At 48.7% G+C, this 24,874-nt stretch carries 24 protein-coding genes; 16 read left to right on the top strand and 8 right to left on the bottom strand.

Annotated features, from left to right (window positions below):
* From AADEFJLK_RS24955 to AADEFJLK_RS24950, 3 genes are all read left to right on the top strand, one after another.
* Positions 1–2,362: hypothetical protein (locus AADEFJLK_RS24955; RefSeq protein ID WP_211299122.1), on the top strand; the 2,362-nt coding region annotated here is incomplete at its 5' end.
* Positions 2,363–2,488: 126 nt separating this feature from the next.
* Positions 2,489–2,656, top strand: a complete 168-nt coding sequence (locus tag AADEFJLK_RS24290) for a hypothetical protein (protein ID WP_170064996.1) — start codon at positions 2,489–2,491, stop codon at positions 2,654–2,656.
* 14 nt (positions 2,657–2,670) lie between these two features.
* Positions 2,671–2,847: a hypothetical protein gene (locus AADEFJLK_RS24950; RefSeq protein WP_211299121.1), complete on the top strand. Its 177-nt coding sequence runs from the start codon at positions 2,671–2,673 to the stop codon at positions 2,845–2,847.
* A 95-nt stretch (positions 2,848–2,942) separates the two neighbouring features.
* Here the strand turns inward: AADEFJLK_RS24950 and AADEFJLK_RS00925 are convergent, their stop codons facing one another.
* The 4 genes from AADEFJLK_RS00925 to AADEFJLK_RS00910 are packed head-to-tail and all read right to left on the bottom strand — an operon-like array spanning position 2,943 to position 7,682.
* Complete coding sequence (locus AADEFJLK_RS00925) at positions 2,943–4,148, bottom strand: ABC transporter permease (RefSeq protein ID WP_088620597.1); 1,206 nt, start codon at positions 4,146–4,148, stop codon at positions 2,943–2,945.
* A 3-nt stretch (positions 4,149–4,151) separates the two neighbouring features.
* Entirely contained in the window at positions 4,152–4,850 is a 699-nt protein-coding gene (locus AADEFJLK_RS00920) for an ABC transporter ATP-binding protein (protein WP_103972986.1), read from the bottom strand.
* A 7-nt stretch (positions 4,851–4,857) separates the two neighbouring features.
* On the bottom strand, positions 4,858–6,132 hold the full coding sequence (locus tag AADEFJLK_RS00915) for an efflux RND transporter periplasmic adaptor subunit (protein ID WP_103972985.1): 1,275 nt from the start codon (positions 6,130–6,132) through the stop codon (positions 4,858–4,860).
* Between the two features lie 5 nt (positions 6,133–6,137).
* Positions 6,138–7,682, bottom strand: coding sequence for an efflux transporter outer membrane subunit (locus AADEFJLK_RS00910; protein WP_249027946.1), 1,545 nt, complete (start codon positions 7,680–7,682; stop codon positions 6,138–6,140).
* A 133-nt stretch (positions 7,683–7,815) separates the two neighbouring features.
* Between AADEFJLK_RS00910 and AADEFJLK_RS00905 the strand changes: the two genes are divergently transcribed.
* From AADEFJLK_RS00905 to fdxA, 9 genes are all read left to right on the top strand, one after another.
* Entirely contained in the window at positions 7,816–8,496 is a 681-nt protein-coding gene (locus tag AADEFJLK_RS00905) for a response regulator transcription factor (protein ID WP_198328298.1), read from the top strand.
* 3 nt (positions 8,497–8,499) lie between these two features.
* Positions 8,500–9,855, top strand: a complete 1,356-nt coding sequence (locus tag AADEFJLK_RS00900; protein ID WP_103972984.1) for an ATP-binding protein — start codon at positions 8,500–8,502, stop codon at positions 9,853–9,855.
* Positions 9,856–9,971: 116 nt separating this feature from the next.
* On the top strand, positions 9,972–10,871 hold the full coding sequence (locus AADEFJLK_RS00895) for an Rpn family recombination-promoting nuclease/putative transposase (RefSeq protein WP_103972983.1): 900 nt from the start codon (positions 9,972–9,974) through the stop codon (positions 10,869–10,871).
* Positions 10,872–11,093: 222 nt separating this feature from the next.
* The gene (locus AADEFJLK_RS00890) at positions 11,094–13,829 is read left to right on the top strand and encodes a COR domain-containing protein (RefSeq protein ID WP_103972982.1); all 2,736 of its coding nucleotides are present in this window, start codon (positions 11,094–11,096) and stop codon (positions 13,827–13,829) included.
* Positions 13,830–13,831: 2 nt separating this feature from the next.
* Positions 13,832–14,908 carry a toll/interleukin-1 receptor domain-containing protein gene (locus AADEFJLK_RS00885; RefSeq protein WP_103972981.1) on the top strand — a complete coding sequence of 359 codons (1,077 nt, stop codon included), beginning with the start codon at positions 13,832–13,834 and terminating at the stop codon, positions 14,906–14,908.
* Between the two features lie 72 nt (positions 14,909–14,980).
* Positions 14,981–15,103 (top strand): hypothetical protein, encoded by a 123-nt coding sequence (locus tag AADEFJLK_RS25805; protein WP_282957348.1) that lies wholly within the window; start codon positions 14,981–14,983, stop codon positions 15,101–15,103.
* 2 nt (positions 15,104–15,105) lie between these two features.
* Positions 15,106–15,585 carry a CYTH domain-containing protein gene (locus tag AADEFJLK_RS00880; RefSeq protein WP_103972980.1) on the top strand — a complete coding sequence of 160 codons (480 nt, stop codon included), beginning with the start codon at positions 15,106–15,108 and terminating at the stop codon, positions 15,583–15,585.
* 185 nt (positions 15,586–15,770) lie between these two features.
* Positions 15,771–16,484 (top strand): TRAP transporter TatT component family protein, encoded by a 714-nt coding sequence (locus AADEFJLK_RS00875; protein WP_103972979.1) that lies wholly within the window; start codon positions 15,771–15,773, stop codon positions 16,482–16,484.
* 86 nt (positions 16,485–16,570) lie between these two features.
* A complete protein-coding gene (gene fdxA, locus AADEFJLK_RS00870; protein WP_088620606.1) occupies positions 16,571–16,894 on the top strand; it encodes a ferredoxin FdxA in 324 nt (107 codons plus the stop codon).
* Positions 16,895–17,001: 107 nt separating this feature from the next.
* Here the strand turns inward: fdxA and AADEFJLK_RS00865 are convergent, their stop codons facing one another.
* Positions 17,002–17,430, bottom strand: a complete 429-nt coding sequence (locus AADEFJLK_RS00865; protein WP_088621679.1) for a hypothetical protein — start codon at positions 17,428–17,430, stop codon at positions 17,002–17,004.
* Positions 17,431–18,019: 589 nt separating this feature from the next.
* On the opposite strand from AADEFJLK_RS00865, the gene AADEFJLK_RS00860 reads away from it, so the two are divergent.
* The 3 genes from AADEFJLK_RS00860 to AADEFJLK_RS00850 all read left to right on the top strand — a co-directional run bounded on the left by AADEFJLK_RS00860 (position 18,020) and on the right by AADEFJLK_RS00850 (position 20,631).
* Positions 18,020–18,922, top strand: a complete 903-nt coding sequence (locus AADEFJLK_RS00860) for a TIGR01777 family oxidoreductase (protein ID WP_103972978.1) — start codon at positions 18,020–18,022, stop codon at positions 18,920–18,922.
* On the top strand, positions 18,915–19,136 hold the full coding sequence (locus tag AADEFJLK_RS00855) for a TIGR02450 family Trp-rich protein (protein WP_103972977.1): 222 nt from the start codon (positions 18,915–18,917) through the stop codon (positions 19,134–19,136). Before AADEFJLK_RS00860 ends, AADEFJLK_RS00855 begins: the two co-directional genes overlap by 8 nt.
* A gap of 190 nt (positions 19,137–19,326) precedes the next feature.
* Complete coding sequence (locus AADEFJLK_RS00850) at positions 19,327–20,631, top strand: hypothetical protein (protein ID WP_103972976.1); 1,305 nt, start codon at positions 19,327–19,329, stop codon at positions 20,629–20,631.
* 418 nt (positions 20,632–21,049) lie between these two features.
* Here the strand turns inward: AADEFJLK_RS00850 and parE are convergent, their stop codons facing one another.
* The gene (gene parE / locus AADEFJLK_RS00845; RefSeq protein ID WP_103972975.1) at positions 21,050–22,942 is read right to left on the bottom strand and encodes a DNA topoisomerase IV subunit B; all 1,893 of its coding nucleotides are present in this window, start codon (positions 22,940–22,942) and stop codon (positions 21,050–21,052) included.
* Positions 22,943–23,349: 407 nt separating this feature from the next.
* Here parE and AADEFJLK_RS00840 point away from each other — a divergent pair, with 407 nt between their 5' ends.
* Positions 23,350–23,877: a DUF3782 domain-containing protein gene (locus AADEFJLK_RS00840; RefSeq protein ID WP_103972974.1), complete on the top strand. Its 528-nt coding sequence runs from the start codon at positions 23,350–23,352 to the stop codon at positions 23,875–23,877.
* A gap of 70 nt (positions 23,878–23,947) precedes the next feature.
* Here the strand turns inward: AADEFJLK_RS00840 and AADEFJLK_RS00835 are convergent, their stop codons facing one another.
* Positions 23,948–24,358 carry a type II toxin-antitoxin system VapC family toxin gene (locus AADEFJLK_RS00835; protein WP_103972973.1) on the bottom strand — a complete coding sequence of 137 codons (411 nt, stop codon included), beginning with the start codon at positions 24,356–24,358 and terminating at the stop codon, positions 23,948–23,950.
* Positions 24,355–24,594, bottom strand: a complete 240-nt coding sequence (locus AADEFJLK_RS00830) for a hypothetical protein (protein ID WP_103972972.1) — start codon at positions 24,592–24,594, stop codon at positions 24,355–24,357. The genes AADEFJLK_RS00835 and AADEFJLK_RS00830 overlap by 4 nt, the downstream gene beginning before the upstream one ends.
* Positions 24,595–24,874: the final 280 nt, after the last annotated feature.

The following is a 24,874-nucleotide window of genomic DNA, read 5'->3' as shown; positions in this document are numbered from 1 at the left end:
AGAAAAAACTGAAGAAAATACGGTTCGAGCTGACTTTTTGCGTTTTCTAGCTTTAGGTGGTGATGAAAATGCTCCTGTACATGAAAGAGGCGTGCTTCTTACAAATGCTTGGATAGAAGATGAATTAAACCTTGAGGGTATGACTGTTCCCCAGAGTTTATCATTTACTCATTGTTATTTTGAAAAAATGCCTATTTTAAAGGATGTGCATATTAGAGGTTTTTTAAGTTTTATAGGTTCTTGGATAAATGGTTTAAAGGCAGACCGTATGAGATGTAGTAGTTCTGTGTTTTTGGAGAATGTTCTTTCCAAAAATTCAGTTCGTTTCCCCGGCGCTCATATTGATGGTGATTTAGATTGTAAGAATGGGGTGTTTCAAAGCGAAGTAGATAAATATGCTTTAGAGTGTGATAACGCCATCATTAAAGGCAGTGTATTTTTAAATATGTTTAATGCTACAGGTGGCGTTTGTTTCACAAGAGCTGAGATTGGTAGCAGTTTTGAGTGTGATCATGGGATATTTTTATGTAACAACAATGGTCATGCTTTGTTATGCGATAACGCCATCATTAAAGGTAGTGTATTTTTGCGTGATAACTTTAAAACAATAGGTGAAGTTCGTTTCATAAGAGCGGAGATTAATGGCGATTTAGTGTGTGATACAGGGATATTTCAAAGTGGTCAATACAGTGACAATTCGTTGAATTTTGATAATGCAGAAATCAAAGGTATCGTTTTTTTAAACGATGTTAATGCCACTGGTGTAATCCGATTGATGTCCGCACAAATATCAGGGAATTTAGAGTGTCATGCAGCCCAATTTAAGAATGGTTTAAATGCCGAAAATGCAGTCATCAGAGGGAGTATCTATCTAAATGGTAACGATGATTTAACGAAAAAGTTTATTTCTTATGGGACGATTTCTTTTTTAGGAACACAGATAGGTGGTGATTTTTATTGTAAAAATAGCCGGATTTCTATATTGGCTTGCCGAAGAGCAATTATTACAGGCGGCGTTTTTTTAAATAATTTTACAGCTACTGGGCCTGTTATTTTTACTGATAGCCAAATAGGTCTCTTAGAGTGCGAATCTGGAGAATTTAACGAGGGACTTATTTATAACTCACCTGCCTTTGCTTTGAATTGTGAATCGGCAGTAATAAAAGGAGCCATTGTTTTATTCAATATTACGGCTAACGGTGTGGTTAGTTTATCCGCTAGTCGGATCGGCTCTGATTTGATTTGTCAAAATAGTAACTTCAATGGAAATGGAGAATATGCCTTACTCTGTCCGGCTGCTGTTATTTTAGGAAAAGTTGTTTTGGGTGAAGGCTTTAGTGCTACGGGTCTGGTTAGTCTGGCACGCACAATGGTAGGTGATTTGGACTGCAATGGCGGTACAATCGACGGCAAAAATGAAAAAGCTCTCGATGTTGAAGGACTAACTGTTGCCCATTTTTTTCGTTTTCAAAAAATGAAAGTGCTTAATGGTCGTGTTTCGCTAATGGGTGCCAAAGCAGGGACTTTGAGTGATGATGTTGACTCTTGGTCAAAGGGACAATTAATTTTAAATGGCTTTGTTTATGAAAGACTAGGAGGAAAAAATGTTCTTACCGATGCAAAAAGTCGGATTGAGTGGCTAGAAAAACAAACTCCTCTACATTTGAATGACAAAAATGAATTTAAACCTCAACCTTGGCAACAATTACAAAAAGTGCTTTATGGCATGGGGTATTTTGAAGATGTACGATTAGTTGCAATTGCTTTTCAAGACCGACGACGAGAAGCTAATGTGGTTGGTCAATCTCCAAAAAATCGAAACAAAATACTGGCGTGGATGTATCTAATAATTAGTCGTGGTCTTCATAGGCTATATGGAGTGCTTTTCTGTTATGGTTATTACACACCGTCTCGTTTGCTCATTGAAATGCTAATTGTTTTTTTGGCTTGCGGCGCATTTTATTCGTATGCCGCATACGAAGGCGTATTTGCCCCCAGCAATCCGTTGGTATTTCAAAATCCAAAATATGACATCTGTAAGACGGCTGAAATACTTGAATTGGAATGTACGCCTCAACCGAATTGGTATCTGTGTTCAGAGTTACCTGAAGAATACACTGGCTTTAGCCCTTTTCTGTATTCGCTGGATTTGATTTTACCTTTGGTCGATTTACAGCAAGAACATGATTGGTCTCCGATGATTCCCACACCCAAAAATACCTGGTTAGGTGAATTAAAATCATGGGAATCGCCTAAACATTACATCCGGTTACTCATGTGGTTTGAAATCCTATTTGGCTGGGTATACAGCTTGTTGCTGGTCGCAGTTGTTTCTGGATTAAACAAGCGACGTGAAGAGTAGTCGGTATTTTCATGTCCGTTGATGAATGTAACGTAACGTGATTTAGATGGGCGTTTGGCAGGATGCTTTGTAAGCCGAGCTTGTAAAAATCAACCTTCTTTTTTAAAAAATCATGGGTAAGCCGTCATGGATAAATACCGTGGAAGATTAAACTGGAACAAGGAACTGGAAGACTTAAGGGAAATAAGGGCTAAGCAGGAAAAGCAGGAAAAGCAGGAAAAGCAAAAGCAGGCGGAGCCTAAGAAACAGGAACTAGCCGAATACCCAAACCGGAACGGTGCATCAATCCCTTAGATTACAACACAAAAATGGACTGTATTGATGTGGCTTTTTTAGAACGGACACGCGACCTAATGGACACCTGTGTGCGTGATGCCAAAGTGTTCGGTTATGAGGACTTATCCGATACTGCCCTAATATCCTTAAACAGCCCGGTAGGGTACGCTGTGCGTACCTTCATTAACGATATAACAACAATACCGTAAAAAAGGTACGCACAGCGTACCCTACCGGGCTACTTGGCTTATCGCGTCCAATAGGGGAGGATTTTGAATGTTAAATACACCGAGTAACAAATCAGTTACTCGTGCCTCAAAGCCTCTATCGGGTCTAATCGGGCGGCTTTCCGTGCCGGAAAATAGCCAAAGACCACACCTACCGCCGCCGAAAATAAAAATGCGGTAAGAACAATGCCGCCTTGAAAGACAAACGGCACTTGCAGAAGGCCGGATAATCCCAATGCTATGCCCAGTGCCAGAAGGATGCCGATAAGGCCGCCGAAGGATGACAGCACCACCGCTTCCACCAAAAACTGCAACAGCACTTCATTCTCCAAAGCGCCAATGGCTAAGCGTATACCGATCTCCCGCGTCCGTTCCGTCACAGAAACCAACATGATGTTCATAATACCGATGCCGCCGACCAGCAGGCTGACTGCGCCGACTGCGCTGAGCATCCCCGTCATGGTTTGGGTGGTGCTCGACAGCATCGCGGCGATCTCTTTCATGTCCATGACATTAAAATTATTTTCCTCGGTACTGGCAAGGTGCCTGCGGGTACGCAGGATGCTTTCAATCCCCTGTTTGACTTTTTCAGTATCATGGCCACTCTGCACCGAGACTTTAATCAGGTTGATCTCCTGATTACCCGCTATACGGCGTTGGTAAGTGCGTAACGGTACAACGACCAGATCATCCTGGTCTGTCCCCATGGTCGATTGGCCTTTGGCTTTCAAAACCCCGATGACTTCGCAGGATAATTTTTGCAGGCGAATCCGGTTGTTTAAGGGGTTTTGCAGGCGGAACAGCTTGGTCGCCACAGTTTGCCCTATAACGCAAACCGCCGTGCCGAGCCGCGCTTCGCTGGCGGTAAACAGCCGCCCTTCGGCAACCGGTTGGTTGCTGACCGAAAAAAAAGCGTCCGTTGTGCCGGAAACGTTCGTCGACCAGTTTTCATTCGCGTAGATGGCGGTGGTTGAACCCGATGCGACAGGCGCGACGGCGACCAGCCCATAAACGTCCTTGGCCAAGGCTTCTGCGTCGGCCAGCTTGAAAGCTTCTGCGCCGGATACCTGTCCCGGCCCCATCCGTTTACCCACGCTGACCATTAATAAATTACTGCCTAGGCTGGCGACTTGTTGGCTCACTTGCTGGGTAGCCCCGCTGCCTAACGTGACCACAACAATAACCGCCGCTACGCCAATAATAATGCCCAGCATGGTCAATAGCGACCGCATAGCATTGCGCCGCAATGTCCTGAAAGCCAATAAGAGTGCATTTCCTAACATAAATTAGCCATTAATTATCCTGTCGCTTTCAATTAAACCGTCTTTGAAGGCGATAATGCGCTTCGCATAATCCGCCATATCCAGTTCATGTGTGACCATGACGACGGTGATGCCCTGATCCCGATTAATGGCGGTTAACAACTCCATAATCTCGACACTGCGTTTCGAGTCGAGGTTTCCCGTTGGCTCGTCCGCCAGAAGCAAGCAAGGTGCTGTTACAATCGCCCGGGCAATGGCAACGCGTTGCTGTTGACCGCCAGAAAGCTCGCCGGGCGTATGGGTTTCACGCGACGATAAACCGACGGCATCCAAAGCCGCTTTGGCTAAGCGGTGCCGTGTCGCCGTATCCAAGCCCCGGTAGATCAGCGGCAGTTCGACATTCTCCAACGCTGTCGTGCGGTTGAGCAAGTTAAAGCCCTGAAAAACAAAGCCCAGATAATGCCGACGTAACAGGGCGCGTTGGTCTCGGGTCAGACCGCCGACGTTCACACCCTGGAAGTGATAATCGCCGCCGCTAGGCATATCCAGACAGCCCAAGATATTCATGCAAGTGCTTTTCCCTGAACCGCTAGGCCCCATGACGGCGACGAATTCGCCCGGATTGATCGTTAAATTAACCCCGGCTAATGCGTGCATTTGGCTATCGCCCGTGCCGTAGGTTTTCGTCACTCCCTGTAGCGCCAGTAATGGATTGTCTGCCATTGTTGTCCTACTGATGAGAGGTTTCTAAAATCCCGGTCACTAATTCAGTACCGGTATCGACTGCACCGCCCGCAATTTCAGTAAAAGCACCATCCGTTGCGCCTTTACTGATGGGGACAGGTTTTAAATTTCCTTGGCTGATTGTCCACACTTGCTGCTGGTTCCCGGTGGTATTCAAAACAGCTTCCGGTTTGGAGGCGGAAGCAGGCGGGTGCGGCAGCAGGGCGCTAAGCAATCCGCCGCTGGATTTTTTTTCAGCGGCGCTTGCTTGCGGCGGAAAAAATCTCAGTACGGCATTGCTGACCAACAGCACATCGGCTTTTTTACTGACCGTAATCGTCGCGGTGGCGGTCATGCCCGGACGCAACGAAAGTGACGTATTATCGACGGCCAATACGGTTTTATAGGTCACGACACCGTCCACCGTCTCAGATCCGTAGCGGACTTGGGTGATAAGCGCCGGAAATGTCCGGTCGGGATAGGCATCTACCGTAAACGTGGCTTCCTGACCTTCCCGAATCGAACCGATATCCGCCTCATCAACATCGACTTGCAACGCCATTTTTGTCAGGTCTTCCGCCAGTTTGAACAGAACAGGGGATTCGAACGACGAAGCGACGGTTTGTCCGGGTTCGATTGAGCGTTCCAGCACAACGCCGTTAATGGGGGAATGCACCACAGCTTTATTTAACTGAATCCGGTTGTCTTTATAAGTGTTCTCGGATTGCAATACGGAGGCCTTGGCGCTCGCCAGATCGGCTTTCGCCCGGGTCAAGTTTGCCCGCGCCGTATCCATCTCCACGGATGCAGGTACTTTGCCGCCGCTCAATTGCCGGGTCTGATTGTAACGGTCGAGTTTTAATTGCGTTTCCTGCAAGGTCGCTTCCGCCTGAAGAACTTTCGCCTTCACCACTTCTAACGCCGATTCGCTTTGCTGGGTTTGCGCTTCCAGCCTTCGGGTATCCAGCTTGGCAAGCACTTGCCCGACTTTCACTTGATCGTTGTAATCGGCAAACACTTTTTCGATGGTGCCCGACACTTCAATACCGACTTGGACTTCATTGACTGGCGAGAGTGTGCCTGTGGCGCTGACCGTAACCACCAAATCACCACGCCGCGCTTTTTCGGTTTGATAAAGGACGGGTGCTGGCTGCCCCATCCACAAAACGCCAACTAGAACAAAAAGTAAAATCATGGCCGCCAACAACCACCAGAGCCAGCGAGACTTACCGCTGTGATCGCCTATTTCAAGGACTTTTGTTATGTCTTTTTGTGTTTGCATGTTTATTAATGATGAGTCTGATTTGGCTTGGTAGCATTAATATCCCATCCTCCGCCCAACGCTTTATAAAGCCGGATCAGGTTTGAGGCGGTTTCCGCTTCGCTTTCGACCAATTGATTTTGAGCTGTCAGTAATGATTGCTGGGAATCCAATACCCTTTGAAAATCGGTTGTTCCCGTTTGATATTGTTGCTCGGCCAGCGTCAACGCATCTTTTCCGGCAGTTGCGGAGGCTTGGAGCGCGTCGCGGCGTTGCCACTCCTGATTAAGCGCGTTAAGGGAATCCTCGACCTCTTTTAACGCCGTCAGAATAGTGTTTTGATAGAGTCCTAAAGCCTGCTCCTGAAGCGCCGTTTGTATTTTTACATTGCTGCGGATGCGGCCAGAATCAAATAGCACCCACGCCGAGCTGGCCGCCATTTGAAACGTTTTGGCCGCAGCCGTATACAGATTGGCCGCCAACAGAGATTCCAAACCTATCGACCCAGACAACGTAAAGCTGGGGTAAGCGGCGGCTTCGGCGACGCCGATTTGGGCGGTTTGCGCCGCCAATTTGCGTTCCGAACGGCGCACGTCCGGCCTTTGCCGTAACACATCCGCCGGGATACCGATGGCAATGTCATTAGCGGCGACCGGAATGGACGCGGACTGGGCTAATAAGGCATTTAACGCCGTAGGCTGCTTTCCCAACAACACCGCCAAGCCATGTTTGGCTTGTTCGAGCTGGCTGGTTAATTTGGGTATATCGGCGCGGGTACTTTCGACCGAGAGCCTAGCCTGGAGCACATCGACCTCGGACACCAGCCCGGCTTGCGCCCGCCACCAGGCTATATCGTAGGTTTCCTGCCGTGCTTTCAGGCTGTTTTTGGCAATAACCAATTCATTTTGGTAACGTCTTACATCAATGTAATTCAAAGCAACTTCGGCGCACAAGCTGATCAGCACATCCTGCAAATCCTCTTCGCTTGCGCCCAGCGTGGCATCGGCATATTCGATGGAACGCCGCTGCTTGCCCCATAAATCCAGCTCCCAACTGGCATCCAAACCCTGGCTAAACTGATTATAGGAACCGCCGAATTGGCCGACTTGACCAAAACGGGAGGCTCTACTGGGCTGGTTTTTGCTCGCCGATGCGTTCATCGATAAGGTCGGCAGAATATTGGCTACAGACAAGTCGCGGTTGGCGCGGGTTTCGCGCAGTCTGGCTTCGGCCTGAAACACATCGCGGTTGCCCAAGCGGGCTTGGGTAATCAGTGAGGTCAATATGGGATCATGAAAGGACTGCCACCAGGTATGCAGGTTTTCCCGGTCGCCTGTCTGCTGACGTATCAATGCCGTATCCCATTTGGATTGAAAAGTCGTCGGCGGACGCTGGTAATCCGGCCCGACCATGCAGCCAGGCAATAATGGCATTAGCCCGGCAAAAATAAGCCATCTTTTGATAGTATTCAGATCAATCATTTGATTAACGTAATAACGTAAAATTTGTGACGGGCAGGTAGGGCTTATTTCAATTTCCGGCATATCAGTCTGCAAATCCCATTCAATCATTCAAAAATCGTTTTGATTTTCTTGGTGATTAGTATCGCTGAAGTAACGTTAACTGCCGTTAAGGGAATGTAAATTTTGGTAAATTTTGTTAAAAGCCGTTACTATTGCCGACATTAAAATCAGGGTTTAAATAATGGCTAAGATATTGCTAATAGACGATGATGTTGAACTCACCGGAATGCTGACGGAATATCTGACACAGGAAGGTTTTGATATGGTTGCCATACACGAGGGCGAAGCGGGTAAGCAAGAGGCCCTTTCAGGCAGCTATGACTTGGTAGTGTTAGATGTCATGTTACCCGGCATGAAGGGCATTGAGGTTTTAAACCGGATTCGCCTGGACAGCCAAATCCCGGTCTTAATGCTGACGGCCAAAGGCGATGATGTCGACCGTATCGTCGGCCTTGAATCGGGGGCGGATGATTATGTGCCAAAGCCGTGTACTCCGCGTGAGCTGGTAGCACGCATTCGCGCGATCTTGCGCCGATTAGAGTCCTCCCAACACCCCGATGATAAAATCGTTGAGGGGGCACTGACCCTATGGCCGAAGCAACGCAAAGCGGAATGGCAAGGCCAACAGCTGGATTTGACCAGCTCGGAGTTTAGTCTGCTTGAAGTCCTGGCCGTTAATGCCGGGGCCATTGTTGGCAAAAAAGAACTTTCAGAAAAAGGCTTAGGCAGACCTTTAGCACGCTTTGACCGCAGTATCGATGTCCATTTAAGCAGTATCCGGCAAAAACTCGGCAACCTGCCGGAAGGCCGCTCCTGTATTTTGACAGTACGCGGTAAAGGTTACTTATTCGTTAAAGTGTGACCCATGGGCAAACTATTCTGGAAATTTTTCATCGTCATTTGGCTGGCCTTGCTGACAATGGGCGGCAGTATGGGTGGCGCCTTCTGGTTGCAACGCAACGCGGTGCTAAATGCGAATGGAGCCAGCCGGAACCAACCACAAATAGCCGCCGACCCTGCCGCCCCTTATCTCAGCACTGCCAGCCTTATTGTTAATAAAGGCGGCATAGACGGGTTACGCAGCTTCTTGGCTGAATCCCGCCATAATCCGGCTATGCCACCCATCTTTGCAATCGATGATGTTGGTAAGGATGTGCTGGGGCGCGAAGTCGCGCCAAACATCCTCGCCCAGGCTAAATCCTTAGCGGCCTCCCATTCTACTGGCGTTCGGCGCATAAAGACCGATGAAGGCCAGAGCTATCTGCTATTTGCGCTGTATTCTGACAATAATTCAGCAAGAAATCCCAAGCAGTTACACCCCGACCCGCCGCCGCCCTGGTTACCGATCACCTTAGGGTTTTTTATTAGCCTTATTTTTAGTGGCGTATCGGCGTGGTATTTTGCCAAACCAATACGGCAATTGCAGTCAGCATTTAGTGCCGTTGCCCGGGGGGATCTTGATACCCGCGCTGGCCAAATTATGAGCCAACGCCACGATGAATTGGCTGATTTAGGCAAAAGCTTCGATTACATGGTGAGCCAAATCCAATTATCGGTTAATGCGCAACAGCGGCTCCTTCATGATGTCTCGCACGAACTGCGTTCGCCGTTGGCCAGAATTCAGACGGCTATCGGTTTGGCCTACCAGCAGCCGGATAAAATCCCGCTAACGCTGGAACGGATTGAAAAGGAATCGCAACGGATGAATGACCTGATCGGCGAATTACTGGCCATTTCAAGGCTGGAAGCGGGGGTCATCGGCAAACTGGAAATGATCGACATCAATGAGTTACTCTCTGAAATTGTTGAAGATGCCCGGCTTGAAGCGGATAGCAAACACGTCGGAATCGACTTAAACATCGCCGGGGAAATATTTCTTCAAGGCTACTATGACCTACTCAGCAGAGCCATTGAAAATGTGTTGCGCAATGCGGTCAAATATACCCGCCGCCATAGTAAAGTCAGCGTGAACGCCAAGCTTTGCGCCAGTGGCCACCAACTGCATATAGACATTACCGACCAAGGCCCCGGCGTAGCTGAAACAGAATTATCCGCTATTTTTGACCCCTTTTTTCGTGGCTCCCATCATCAAACATCCCAAGGCATCGGCTTAGGACTCACCATTGCGCTGAAAGCGCTGGAAACCCATCATGGCAAGATCAAGGTGGGCAATCGGGCAGAGGGCGGCCTCAAAGTTGAAATTATGTTGCCAGCCGCTTGATTATCCTGGTTTTCTGATAGTCTCTATACCAAGCGCACAAGCCTGCCATAGACATAACCGTTGGTTTGGTACATAAGCGCGGTAAAATGACGTTCCCCTTGACGGAGTGGCCGCTTATGAACTTTCTCGACATCAGAACCGACTTTGCCTTTAAAAAAGTCTTTGGCAGCGAAGGCTCCAAAGACATCTTAATCAGCTTCCTCAACGCGCTGATCAACGTCAACGGGCGGCTCATCCGCGACCTGACCATCGTCGACCCGTACAACATCCCCATGCTCAAAGGCATGAAGGACACTTACGTCGATGTCAAAGCCGAACTGGACGACGGCAGCCGCGTGATTATCGAAATGCAGGTGCTCAACCATGAAGGCTTTGAAAAGCGCATCCTCTACAACGCCGCGAAAAACTACTCCGCCCAACTGGGCAAAGGCGAGCAGTTCCACCTGCTCAACCCGGTCATCGCCCTGACCCTGACCGACTTTGTGATGTTCCCCGGCCAGCCCCTGATTAACTGCTTCAAACTGCTGGAAAAAGCCCGTTTCATCGAATACAGCGGCGACATCGAGCTGGTGTTCATCGAACTGCCCAAATTTACCAAAACCGAAGCCGAACTGGACAGCGTGCAGGACAAGTGGCTGTATTTTATCAAAAACGCGGGTAAGTTGGACTGCATCCCGAAAAACCTGGGACAAGAACAGGAAAAAGCCTTCGCCATCGCCAACGAGGCCAACTTGAGCGCGGAAGAGCTGGATCTGCAACACCGCAAACGCGATTTTATACTCATCCAAAAAAGCTCGATTGACTTGGCCTTGCGACAAGGGCAGGAGCAAGGGCTTAAGCAGGGTATTCAACAGGGTTTGGAACAAGGCATTCAACAAGGCCTAGAGCAAATAGCACAAAACCGCCGCACCACCATCATCAACGCCCACCAAGCCGGATTACCCCCCGCCACCATCGCCGCGATTGTGCAATTGAGTATCGCCGAAGTTGAGGCGGTGCTGGCGGATGTTACCTGACGGCGATTAGGTGGGTAAATAAACTGCCTTCCTGTTTATGCCCTTTACACCCTGCAAGTGCGTGGGTATGTGAACGGGGAAGGCCTACCGCATCACCTACCCACAACCAAGACACAAACAAAACACGGGTGTTATACTTTTAGGGGATGTGTTATAAAGCCAACTGACACCCACCACTATAGACCGTAACTCACCCGTTAATCGCTTGCAGGAAACAACCCCATGTCAGAACTCGCACTGCGGCTTATCGCAGAAAATAAGGAAACTAAGGCCACGTTTTTGGACTTGGGCAACTGTGGTTTGACCGAAGTGCCGGAGGAACTGGGGGAATTGGTTTGGTTGGAGGAGTTGTCGTTTTCTGGTGCATGGTGGGATAAAAATGGGCGGACAGCATCTTCAAATAAAGATGCTCCTAATAAAATAGATAGGCTGAGGCCTGCCCCGTTTGTCCCTTTAAAAAAGCTCAGAAAACTTTGGTTACACAGCAATTATGACGACACATCTGCCTTAACCGATTTGTCCCCGTTAAGCCATTTGTTAAGCTTACAATCGCTTTCTATCGAAAACACACAAGTTATCGATCTATCCCCGCTAGCGGGCTTGGCGACCTTGCAATGGCTTTATGTCGGGAAAACTCCAGTCTCCGATCTGTCCCCGTTGGCAGGCTTGGCCGCCTTGCAATGGCTTGTTGTTTCGAAAACATCAGTCTCCGACCTGTCCCCACTGGCAGGCTTGGTGGCTCTACAAGAGCTTGATGCCGAGGGTACGCCAGTTTCCGATCTGTCCCCGCTGGCGGGCTTGGCAGCCTTGCAATCACTTAATGTCAGGGGTACGCCAGTTTCCGATCTATCCCCGCTGACGGGCTTGATGGCCTTACAAGTGCTTGATGCCGGAAATACAGATGTCTCCGATCTATCCCCGCTGGCTGACTTAGTGGCTTTGCAGTCGATTGATGTCGCGTATACGAAAGTCTCCGACCTATCCCCCTTAGAATCCCTGAGAAAGCAAGGAATCCCCGTTAAATGGGCTACCCAGGAACAGGGCATTTGTGTAGAAGACTGCCCCCTTACCAATACCGACCTGCCCGCCGAAATCGCCAAACAAGGCATCACCGCCATCGTCAATTATTTCCAAGAACAAACCAGCCAAGGGGTCGATCATTTGTACGAAGCTAAGCTGTTGATTGTTGGTGAAGGCGGAGCGGGTAAGACCAGTTTATTGCGGAGGCTTTACCAATGCGATAAGCCCTTACCCGAAGCAACCGAAACCACCAAGGGCATTGACATCTACCGCCACGACTTTACGCTCGATAATGGCCGCAATTTCCGGCTGAATGTCTGGGATTTTGGCGGCCAACAGATTTACCATGCCACCCATCAGTTTTTCCTCACCAAACGCTCGCTATATGTGCTGTTGGACGATACCCGCAAAAATAACAAAACTGTGCAGGATGAGGGCTTTAAATACTGGCTAGAAGTGGTCGATCAGTTAGGTGACCACAGTCCGGTGTTGATTTTCCAGAATGAAAAAGGTGGGCGTAGCAAGACCATAGACGAGGTGGGCATCAAAGGCCGCTTTGCTAATGTCAAGGGAGTGTATCAAGGCAATCTGGAATACCCCGACACGGTGGATAAATTGCGTGAAGCTTTGGAGTTCTACGCCAAGCAACTGCCTCACATTGGCGAAGAATTGCCTGCCCGTTGGGTCGCCATCCGTGCCGACATTGAAGAACGGGCGCAACAGCAAGCCTATATTTCCCAACAAGACTATTTTGCTTTATATGAAAAACATCTGGACTTTGACCGTGGCAAAGCCTTGCATTTAAGCCGCTATCTGCACGATTTAGGCGTGTTCTTGCATTTTCAGGATGATCCGCTCTTGGCACGGACAGTGATATTGCAAAACACTTGGGCGACCGAGGCCGTATTTAAAATGCTCGATGATGAAATTGTCAAAAAAGCTTGGGGGCGTTTTACCTTGCAAGATTGCCAACGGGTTTGGCAAGATTCGCTCTATGCTGACATGCACCCTGAATTGTTGGCTCTGATGCAAATGTTTGAGCTCTGTTACCGCTTGCCTGATGCGGGTATCGAAATGTGGTTGACCCCACAATTATTGCCGCCATCCAAGCCCCAAGAATTAAATGCGTGGGAAAAACCCGGTGATTTGGTGTTACGTTACCGTTATGAGTTTATGCCCAAGGGTCTTATCAACCGCTTAATGGTACGCCAACACCGCTATGTTCCGGAATCAAAATTGGGCTGGATGACGGGAGTATTGTTTGAACGCGACGGCACGCAGTTGTTGGCGGAAATTGCCCCAAAGGGTGATGAAATTGCCTTACGCGCCAGAGGCGCAGAGCGTAAGGCATTGTTGACCATAATCGCCGCTGATTTGGATGCCTTAAATGAGAGCTTCCGGCTTAACGACAAAGTCGAAAAGTGGGTGCCGTGCCATTGTCGGCAATGCCTTACCAAGGCTATACCAGAAAGCTTCAACCAAAAACGGCTATTGCAACGCAAACGCGATGGCAAACTGACCGTGGAATGCCCTAGCAGTTATGAAGATGTCAATGTACTGGAACTGCTGGATGGCATCCAAAATAATAAACCACCAAACTGGGTACAAGAATACAATAATCGAAAAATCCCTAGTAACTCCACTTATTTACACGGAATAAACGCCAGGGTAAAAGAAAAAATTAAATTTCGACTACAAATACTTGACATAACGTGTACTGAATCAGAAAAAAACAGCAGTTTCAATATTATCGAGTTAGATGGCAAAACAAATATACGACAACCAAATGACAAGAAAATCCTGTATTATTGCAACAAAGATACCGAAGATTTTTCTTTACCACTGGATACAAAAAATAAAATTATTTTAAGATATTCTTTAGATTCTATTGAAGAGTTTCTGGATTCAGTTGAAACATGGATTAACCTTAAGTTATAGTCATGATATCAATTTCTATTATTTGCTTTACTGATATCAACGACGATCAAAACTATTACGTTTTTGACAAGTTCTGTAATCATACAAAAAAAACATTTAACCACATTTTCTCTCCTCACATCTATAAAGGGCAAACAGACAATAAGTTTATAAAGCAACTCGTAAAACAATCTGATGCCATTATTTTTGTTGTTGGGGATGAGCAATCTAGTGAATTTTATTATAGCTTAGGACTTGGCGATGGTATTTTAATTGAAAAATCAAAGCCTGTGCTATTTCTTTATGTAGGTAAAAATAAAAGCTTAAGCATTTGCAATCATTTTATGCTTTATATTGATGAACTGGGAAATGAAACTATTAAAAACGCAGTATTTTGCTATCTTAAAAGAGACTTAAAGAATTTTTGGGTCAATTATGCAAAGTCCGTTATTAACAAACTCAATAATCAGAATCCGGTGATTCAATTAGAAATATTAGAAGATGACGATATTGGAAAAGCATTAGAAGATGATCATCCGTGTGAATACCCAAAAGAAAAGCTAGATTATCTCGTCACTCGTTCAGCAACCAAAAATTACAATGAATATTCCGATTACCTTATCTTAAACAAACATAATAACGTGATTTATATGCCTACTTTGAAAGTTTTTATTTCCTATTCCAAGCACGACGTACACCATAAAGACACATTGCTTAAACACCTATCGGGTTTGCGCAACAAAATCATCACTTGGAACGATCAGGATTTGCGCGGCGGGGAAGAGTGGGATGAGAAAATCAAAGAAGAATTGAACAAGGCCGATATAGTGCTTTATCTGGTCTCAGCAAACAGCATGGCGACCGATTATATCCAAACAGTCGAACTGCCGCTAATTGAAGAGCGTTGCCAAAAGAAGGAATGCAAGCTGATTCCGGTGATAGTCGATTTTTGCCTCTGGACTGATTTGGATTTTGCCAAATACAACGCATTACCGGATAAAGACGTACCTGTGGTACATAAAACCCATTGGAATTCAGAGAATGAAGCTTGGTTAAAAGTGGTGGAAGGTGTCCGGCGGTTGGTTGTTGCACAAAAGTAACACCCCAAACAAGACGCAACCCCAAACATAGCGTTATAATCTGTCTTATTTCCCCACGCCTACCCGTATCTTATGAGCAGTACAACCCATATCCCGCTTACGTTTACCGCCAAAGCCGCCCCAGCCCGTTCGCCCTGCGCCTGTGCGCAAACGCAAATGTATGGCGGCAACCCACACCCTAACAAGGCAGGTTAACGATGGCGGTAGAAATTGAACATAAATTTTTGCTGGCGAATGACGGTTGGCGTGAACACGTCCACCGCTCGGTGGTCTACCGTCAAGGTTATTTAAGCTCGGAAGCGCATACTTCGATTCGGGTCAGGATCAGCGACGAACACGCGTGGCTGAACATCAAAAGCGCGGTGATCGGCACACATCGGCAGGAGTACGAATACGAAATCCCCTTAGCCGATGCCGATGAGATCATCAGCCAGTTGTGCCGGAAGCCGCTGATTGAAAAAACCCGCCATTTGGTACTGGATGACGGCAATTTGTGGGAGATTGACGAGTTTGCTGGCGAAAACCAAGGCCTGTGCGTCGCTGAGATTGAACTGTCCGCCGTCGGCCAGACGTTCCGTAAACCCGCGTGGCTGGGGGCGGAAGTGACCGATGATTTGCGCTATTATAATAATAACTTGGTCGCCCACCCTTATTCACAGTGGTACTATAAGGACTAAAGCTGGCTATAGCGGTCAGGGTTTCGGTTTTTAGTGGGAGGGAGCGCGGGCATCTTGCCCGCCAGTTGCGGTCAAGATGACCGCGCTCCAAAAACCGAAAATTTGACCGTTCAGAGTATAGCGCTAATGCGCCACCCTGCTTAACAAACCTTTCCTTAACCGCACGGCATTGGAGGTATGTCATTATGAAAACCCTATTTCCTTTAAAAGCCTTACAATACGCTGTATTGGCCTCGGTGTTATTAGCGGCCAGCCCCACCCGCGCCGACCCTATCACCGACGCGTTAAATGCAATAGAAACAGACTGGGCGAAGATTTATTATCAACTGCCCAAACAACAGCAAGGCCCCGCTTATGCGCAATTGCTGGAAAAGGCGGTTAAGCTGTGCGGGCAATACCCCAAAGCAACCGGGGCGTTATTTTGGCAGGCCGTCATTAAAGCCAGCTATGCCGACCATCAAGATCCGGTGTCGGCATTAAGCGCGGTGCATGAGGTACGCGAAATGCTCAAGCAAGTGATCGCCAGTGACCCTAAAACCATGGGCGGGTCGGCGTATGTGGTCTTAGGGACGTTATACCACCTGACCCCAGGCTGGCCGATTGCCTTCGGCGATGACGAAGAAGCGGAAAAAATGTTCCAAGCGGCACTAAAAATCAGCCCGAACGGCATCGACAGCAATTTTTATTACGCGCAATACTTAGTGGATCAAGGCAAAAAAGACCAAGCCCTGCCCTATTTTGAACGCGCCAGCACCGCACCGGTCAGGCCGGAACAGGTTTTTGCCGATACCCGGCTTGAAGAAGAGGCGAAACAGGCCCTAACAACCGTTGATGGCAGCCCCTTAAACCGTAAAAAAGACCATTTGTCCAACGCCAACACCTCCGCCAGCAACAAATAAAGCCCGGTTGGTTAACTCGGTGTTCTATGGACGCAGGGTTTCTGCTAAAATAGTCACTTTTATTAAAATCTATTCTGGTAACCACTATGACTTTTGTAGTCACTGAAAATTGTATTAAATGTAAATTTACTGACTGTGTTGATGTCTGCCCGGTCGATTGTTTCCATGCCGGCCCTAACTTTTTGGTCATTGACCCGGATGAGTGCATAGACTGCACCTTATGTGAACCCGAATGCCCCGCCAACGCCATTTTTGCCGAAGACGAAGTGCCGGAAGGCCAAGAGCAATTCATCGCCTTAAATGCCGAACTGTCAAAAATTTGGCCCAGCATCACCGAAGTGCAGCCCGCCGCAGCGGATGCCGATGCGTGGAACGGTAAAGAAGGTAAATTGGACTTGCTGGAAAGATAAAGGCCCTCTGCTGGCAATACCGCGTTGTTAGCGGAATGCTCTGGAGGGGGGCGGGTGCTGTTGCCGCCCCCTTAGCAGAGGCAACAGCACCCCTGCTTGAGGATAACTTAAGGGGCTTCGTCGGTTTGTTGTTTTAAACGGTTGCCGTCCACAATGCACATAATGCCAAACGCCAGATGCGATAAGCCCGTGTACAAAAAGAACAGCGGCAGGCTTTCGTCAATCTCCACCGTGTTGACTTCGCCATAAAATTGGATGGATTCAATCATCAAAATCAGAAAAAAGCCCACTAAGGTCATCACCTGAAATTTTTTGCTCAGCCAGCAGTAAAAAAACACCACCAGCTCAATCATCCCCAGATAAACAATCATCATGCGCAGATTGTTATCCAATGCCCCGTATAAATCGCCGTTAAAATCAAACACGCTATAACCGTCTGAAATTGACAACAGACAAAACCCCGCCAACACCAGTACCGCGATATAAAAATTTATTGCCACCAGCCCTTTGCCTAAGCGGCTTATTGTTAAGACCATCGCTTTCATCCTAGATCACCTTAAAAAAAAAGCCCTCCCATAGACAACCTAGGAGGGCTTATAGAGGAGGACGGGAGTCTTCTTAACCTATCAGCGCAGATTAAGAAAGCAATACGAAATTCATGCCATTTAGCCTGTGCCGCCCATACTTAGGCACAACGGCTAAGCATATCGGCAACACCTCTGACTGACCCTGAATCTTGCTTATCAACTTACAAGCACAACGCATTTTGTCAATTCATATCTGTACAAAACATGTACAAAATTACATTATGCTCCTGACCTACACCTGAAAATAGCCCTAAGTGCCGATTCGTGGTATATCAATGGCAGGGCAAGTATAAGTAGGTGTGCATATATCTTTTAACATTTGCGAATTAAACCCCACCCCAGCCCTCCCCTTCGCAGGGGAGGGAGCGTTTTCCCCGTCGAACAGGCGAAAATCAGGGGAAAAAGCCCCTCCCCCTGGCAAGGGGGAGGTTGGGAGGGGGTTACAGAGATAACAATGTTAAATGTTAAAAGATATATGCACACACTTAGAAGCCCTAACAGCCCCCTCCTGACCACCACTTAATTATAAGGGAAAATCATGGACATTCTGCTTACTGGCGGCACCGGTTTCCTCGGCTCCGCCCTCGCGCGTAACTTGTACGACCAAAACAACACCGTCACTATCCTGACCCGCAACCCGCAATCTGTCCGGCAGATAGGCAGACCAGGCTTAAAGGTGCTGGACGACATGGCAAACATTAACGCGGACTCGTCTTATCAGGCGGTGATTAACTTGGCGGGCACACCGATATTTGCGGGCCGCTGGACACCTGCCCAAAAACAGCTCATCCGCAGCAGCCGCATCGGCTTGACCGAACGCTTGCTGGACGCACTGGCGCGGATGCCCACCCCGCCCCAAGTGCTGGTCAGCGGGTCGGCCATCGGCTATTACGGCTGCCAAGGCGATACCCCCCTGACCGAATATTCGGCGGTGCATGAAGATTTTTCGCAACAGCTTTGCCATGATTGGGAACAGGTGGCACGCCAAGCGGAAGCCCAAGGCACCCGGGTCTGCCTGATAAGGACAGGCCTAGTCGTCGGCGCGGGCAGCGGTTTTTTGCAACGGATGTTACTGCCCTTCCGTTTCGGCTTAGGCGGACGCTTAGGCAACGGCCAGCAATGGATGTCGTGGATACACCTGCAAGATTGGCTGGGCATTGCCCAAACCTTGCTGTACGACACCACCTTACACGGGCCGTATAACGCCACCGCCCCCCATCCGGTCACTAACCGCGAATTTACCCGCACCTTAGCCGCTTGCTTGCACCGCCCGGCCTTATTAACCCTACCCGCCAGCCTCTTAAAGCTGGGCTTAGGCGAGATGTCCGAACTTTTGCTGGGTGGCCAAAACGTGTTGCCGCAACGGCTGCTGGAGCATGGCTATAGCTTCCGCTACCCCTTGCTTAGCGATGCCTTACAAGAAGTCTTAAGCCATGAATAAAAGGCTGATCAATCCGCAAAAACTGCTCTTGAGCAAATGGACGGCGGTAACGCCTGCCAACAAAGAAAAGCATTTTTTGGTGACGCGCTTAATTAAGGACGAACAGGAGGTGGTTATCGCCTGTATTTTAGAAGCGGTAATAAATCACAATGAATACGAAATCGCTTGGAACTTATTGAAAGACAAAACTATTTGGCAAATGGGCTGGCATTAGGCAGCAGGCTTAAGAGAAAGTTTTTCCGCCCACCGCTTGCGCAATTTCCCGGCATCCATTATTGTTAAGCAAGAATGTGAAATAGTTCACGGAAAAATAAAAAATATTAATTTATGCTATTTCGCGTAAACAAAGCTGGGCAGAACAACTCAGCCGCACCGTTTATTTATTCTTAACAAGGGGCTTTATTATGAAAAAAATAACCGCAACGCTAGCTTTGTCGCTGTTGCCTTATTACGCGTTTGCCGGTGTGTTTGATGCGCTCATTACCGTCACCAATCCAGACACCCAAGCACAATCCTCCAAATCGTTTTCATTCGACACCGCCAATAACTTTTTTGACCAGCTCAAGGAAAAGGGCTTTAAGCCGTCTTTTCCCGGTTACAACAGCACTTGGGGGGTGACCGCCAACACGGTTTATCAAGGCGTACCTATTGTGGTGACGTTTAATGAAAAGAGCAACACCCTGATTTTGGACATTCCCTCAGTCGGTTTACAGGGCAAGACCTTTACAGGCACCAACCGTAGCAACAGCACCAAACAGATGGAAAACTACCTGCGCAACGACACTGGCGGCACTTATACCAAAATCTTGCAATATCAGGTCGCCAACACCCCTAACTCACAAATCGCCGGCAACCCCACCAGCTTACAAGGCCAGATAGTCAGCGGCAATTTCGACTTCGCCACCAATGCCCCTTCAGCCACTACATCGACTTCGACATCCACGTCGACATCCGGCAGCAGCGCCGGCAAAGCCACCAGCATCTCTTCCGCCAACCCTATCATGGTCGGCGTGGGTGGCGGCACTTATACCCAAGGCGGTAAAGTTGACATTTCTGTGCTGAGCGTACCTGTCAGCAAAGCCTTTAGCATTAGCGCGGATGACCCGCGTAAAAAACTCTTGCTCAATGGTCAGTTCAACTATATTACCGTAGGGCAAGCTGCTTCTTACCAAGGCAGCTTAGGCATTGGCTATATGCACCCCCTGACGGATCATTGGTATCTGATCCCCACTGTCGGTTACGGCGCTATCGGTTCGCAAGACTTGGCCACCTTAGGGCAAATATTCAACACCTCGCTATCGAGCAACTACCAGTTCAAGTTCCAAGGCCTCGATATGGGCTTCGTCAATATGTTCGGCTTTTACAAAACCTTGCCGCTCAGCATTAAAGGCGTAGTCAGTTCCGACCCTAACATCAATAACTATGTCTTTAAAAACGGTATTTTCCCCAGCAAAGTGGTGTCGATGTTCGGCCATGACGTAAAAGTCAAAGGTATCTTCACCGATACCGAATTCACCGGCTCCAAAGTGTTTGTCCGCCAATATAACGAAGTCGGCATTGAACTGAGCTCCGTCAAAAAAATCGGTTGGGTAGACCGCGCCACGTTTGGCTTGGCAGACTCATTATCGCTAAGCGGCAAATATGTGTTCAGTATCGAAAACCCCAACAACTTTGAAGGCTACGACATCGGCATCAGCTACGATTTCTAAGCAGCCCTGCCCAAAGCCTTAAACAAAAAAAGCCGCCCAGCAACTTCCGCTGGGCGGCTTTTTTAGCGAATGCCGCACGCTATACATAAAACCAAGTAGGATTAACGTAATGGCAGTGACCGCCAATCCTGCCCACCCGCCTTTACTTTCGCGTTTTTCCCCGTATGCTAAATAGCGGTGGGCAAAATCCCCCCATCGGACACCGCCCTTAACCGCCGTCCCCAACGCGGCGGTAGAGGGTGTCCCACACCAGCATCTGCGGAGGACTTATGGCAGCAAATGACAACGACAATGACGACAAATCCGTGCTGACCTTTGTGCTAGGCACAATGATCATCAGCTTCATCGTTATGGCATTAATCTAAACGCCCGGCAAACCTATACCCCCCTAAGGCAGTTCCCTAGGGGGGAAAACCCCCTACAACACGTCCGCTAAATTCCCCTTAGTCTCCAGCCACGCCTTCCGGTCTTGCGAGCGTTTTTTCGCCAACAACAAATCCAACTGCCCGCTAGTCTCGTCATCATCGGCAATCGTCAACTGCACCAAACGGCGGGTATCCGGATTCATCGTGGTTTCCCGAAGCTGCGAGGGGTTCATTTCGCCCAAACCTTTAAACCGCTGGACATTAATCGTCCCTTTCAGCTTCTCGGCCTTAATACGGTCTAACACCCCCAACCGTTCCGACTCATCCAGCGCGTAAAACACCCGCTTGCCGACATCAATCCGGTACAAGGGCGGCATCGCCACAAACACATGCCCAGCCTTCACCAGCGGCTGAAAATGCTGGTAAAACAGGGCGCAAATCAGCGTCGCAATATGGTTGCCGTCCGAATCGGCATCGGCGAGGATACAGACCTTGCCATAACGCAAATTCTGCAAATCATCCGACCCCGGCTCTATCCCTAAAGCCACCGCTATATCATGCACCTCTTGCGAAGCCATCACCTGCGTGGACTCCACTTCCCATGTATTCAAAATCTTGCCGCGCAAGGGCATAATCGCCTGAAAATCCCGCTCCCGCGCCTGTTTCGCCGAACCGCCCGCCGAATCCCCTTCCACCAAAAACAATTCGGTGCGGGCAATATCCTGCGCCGAACAATCCGCCAATTTACCCGGCAAGGCGGGCCCGGCGGTGATTTTCTTACGGATGATCTTCTTATTCGAGCGCAAGCGTTTTTGGGCGCTGGCGATAATCACCTCGGCGATCTTCTCACCCTCCGCCGGATGCTGGTTCAGCCACAAACTAAACGTGTCTTTAGCCACCCCCGACACAAACGCCACACACTCGCGCGAGCTTAAGCGCTCCTTAGTTTGCCCGGAAAACTGCGGGTCTTCCAGCTTTACCGACAAGACAAAATGGCAGTTCTCCCACACATCTTCCGGCGCGACCTTCACCCCGCGCGGCAAAATACTGCGCAAATCACAAAACTCCCGCATCGCCTCGGTCAACCCCGCCCGCAAGCCATTGACATGCGTACCGCCCTGCGCGGTCGGCACCAAATTGACATAACTTTCCGCCAGCACTTCCGAACTGTTTTCCACCGCCCAGACCACACCCCATTCCACCGCCTCATGGTTAGCGGCACTGTTGCCCATAAACGGCTGTTCGGGGAAATACTCCACCTGACCGATACGGTCAAGCAGATAATCCTTTAGCCCATCCTGGTAATACCATTCGAAATGCTCTTCCGACTGCTCGATTTTCAGAATCACCTTCAAACCCGGCGACAACACCGCCTTCGCGCGTAAATTGTGCTTAAGCCGCGACACCGACACCTTACTGGAATCGAAATACTTTTCGTTCGGCCAAAACTTCACCGTCGTGCCGGTATTGTTCTTGCCCACCGTGCCGACCTCAGTCAACTCGCTTTGCTTCTCGCCATCGGCAAAGGTCATCCGGTACACCTTACCGTTACGCTTCACCTCCACCTCTAACTTGGCGGACAAGGCGTTAACCACCGACACCCCGACCCCGTGCAAACCGCCGGAGAATTGGTAGTTTTTGTTAGAGAACTTACCGCCCGCATGGAGTTGGGTCAAAATCACCTCCACCCCCGGCATCCCCTGCTCAGGATGCACATCCACGGGCATTCCCCGGCCATTATCGGACACCGACACCCCGCCGTCCTTCAACAACAGCACCTCAATGCTATTGGCATGGCCAGCCATCGCCTCGTCGACGCTATTATCGACCACCTCCTGCACCAAATGGTTAGGGCGGGTGGTATCCGTATACATGCCAGGACGCTTACGCACCGGCTCCAAACCGCTTAAGACCTCTATCGCGGCGGCATTATATTCATTACTCATTGGCTCTTGCTTACTCAATCACTAAAAACGGGAAGGGTTGTTGCTATACATCCTATCATTAAATATTTCTATCCGTATCCCCAAACAACAATTATGCCATTTTTGTGGGTGTGGGAGGCAAGGCGGGGATGGGTAAAAAGCGGGGCTTGGGACGGATAAAAAACACTTTGAAATAGCCACAAGAACTACGCCGAACGATGAGGCAAATCGGGAAAGTGAATGGCTTTAGTTATAGTGACTTGCCCCCTAGCAGCTAATCGGGGAAGCGTGTAGCGTATCGCCTTACTAAAGCGAAAATTATAGTCAGGCTGCATCGATAAAACATAGCCTACCATATCGCTTGCAAAACCACGGCGTTAAGCGTTTTTTGTTAAAATATCCGCCATCAACAACAAAGAGATGCCGCCATGAGCTTAGCACAACCGACCCTTGAGGACATTTGGAAGTTATTCCAAGAAACCGACCGGAAATTCCAAGAAACCGACAAAAAAATCCAGCAAGTCAGTGCCAGCATCGACCGTTTAGGCAGTAAGTTAGGGGATTTTATCAGATATGAGCTACATCCCGCCGCCATGCGCCTGTTCCGCGAGCGCGGCATTGATGTCCACGAAGTCCACCGAAGCGTCAGTGCCGAGCGCAACGGCGAAGGCATAGAAGTCGATTTATTGGTCGTCAACGACGGCGACGTGGTGGCTATCGAATGCAAAAGCCACTTAAGCATTGACGATGTCAACGCCCATTTGCAACGCCTAGAAAAACTCAAACGCCTGTTACCTAGCTATGCGGACAAGCGCGTCATGGGTGCGGTCACGGGCATGGTACTACCGGATAATGTCGCCCAATACGCCTACCGCCAAGGCCTATTCGTCATCGCCCAAACTGGCGACCAGCTGATAGTGCGCAACGATACGGCTTTTCAGGCAAAAACGTGGTAAGAACCCTTATTACGCCAACTAACGTCAAAGGATCAAAAGCAAGCCACATAGCATGGGAGGGGAAGTTACATTATGTTAACAAAATAGCGAAACCCGCTTGCTCAAAATGCTTATCCGCAGTAAAAACACGCGTAAGTTGCTTGTCTCTGGCAATAATTATGCTGCTACAATCCACTAAGCCCCATTCTTTACCTCGCATTTGGGTAAACAGTTCCAAGCTTTTTGCCATCAGACTTTCATTAATGGCAACCACTGTCCATGCCCTCGATTGATACATGCCATTTACCATCTGCACAGCTGTCGCCCGCAATTTAACCCGGCTAAAAGCGTTACAAAACTCGGCAACCACAAAATCGCTGCTAATAAACCGCGTTTGGCTGCGCACTAACGCCTGTTGTATTTGCCAAGCAGCAGAGTGAAAAGAGTCCCTTTCGTTACCTAACGCAATAAGTGCCGCCGTATCAACAAAAACCGTATTCATGGCTTATCCAAACCATAAAGATAATGGTCATGATTAAGCGCGAAATCCTCAATACCCGCGTCAACTGTCGGCAAGGCAATGGCCGGATTTGTCCAAGGATCATCAGCAACCGCCTGTTGCTTAACAAAAACGGCAAAGAACTTAGCTTCGGTCAGCAAACTTTGCTCCAACTCCTGAATGCGTTGTTGTAGGCGTTCTTTCGGTAAGGTATCTGGAACAGTAATCGTAATTTGCATGGCGGTTTCATCCGTAGGAAAGGAGGTGCAAAAGCGGCAGTGCAAAAACTGCCTAAGCTTACCCAATAATAGGCTAAGTTTATGGTAACACGGCGTTTATCCGCCACCAAAATGCGGCACACGATACTTCGCGCCTGCGGCAACGGTTAATTTACCCCCGCTTACACCTTTACACTCGATCATCAAGTTTTTCATAAAGTCACCTCTAAATAGTGGGGAAGATTAGCGGAGAGCTAAGGCTTGTTAAGGTGGGCAACTCCCTCCCCTGATGGGGAGGGTT

It is taken from the genome of Methylovulum psychrotolerans (assembly GCF_002923755.1).
Lineage (GTDB): Bacteria > Pseudomonadota > Gammaproteobacteria > Methylococcales > Methylomonadaceae > Methylovulum > Methylovulum psychrotolerans.
Note: the sequence above shows the minus strand (reverse complement) of the source record. Positions and strands in the feature narration are given on the sequence as shown.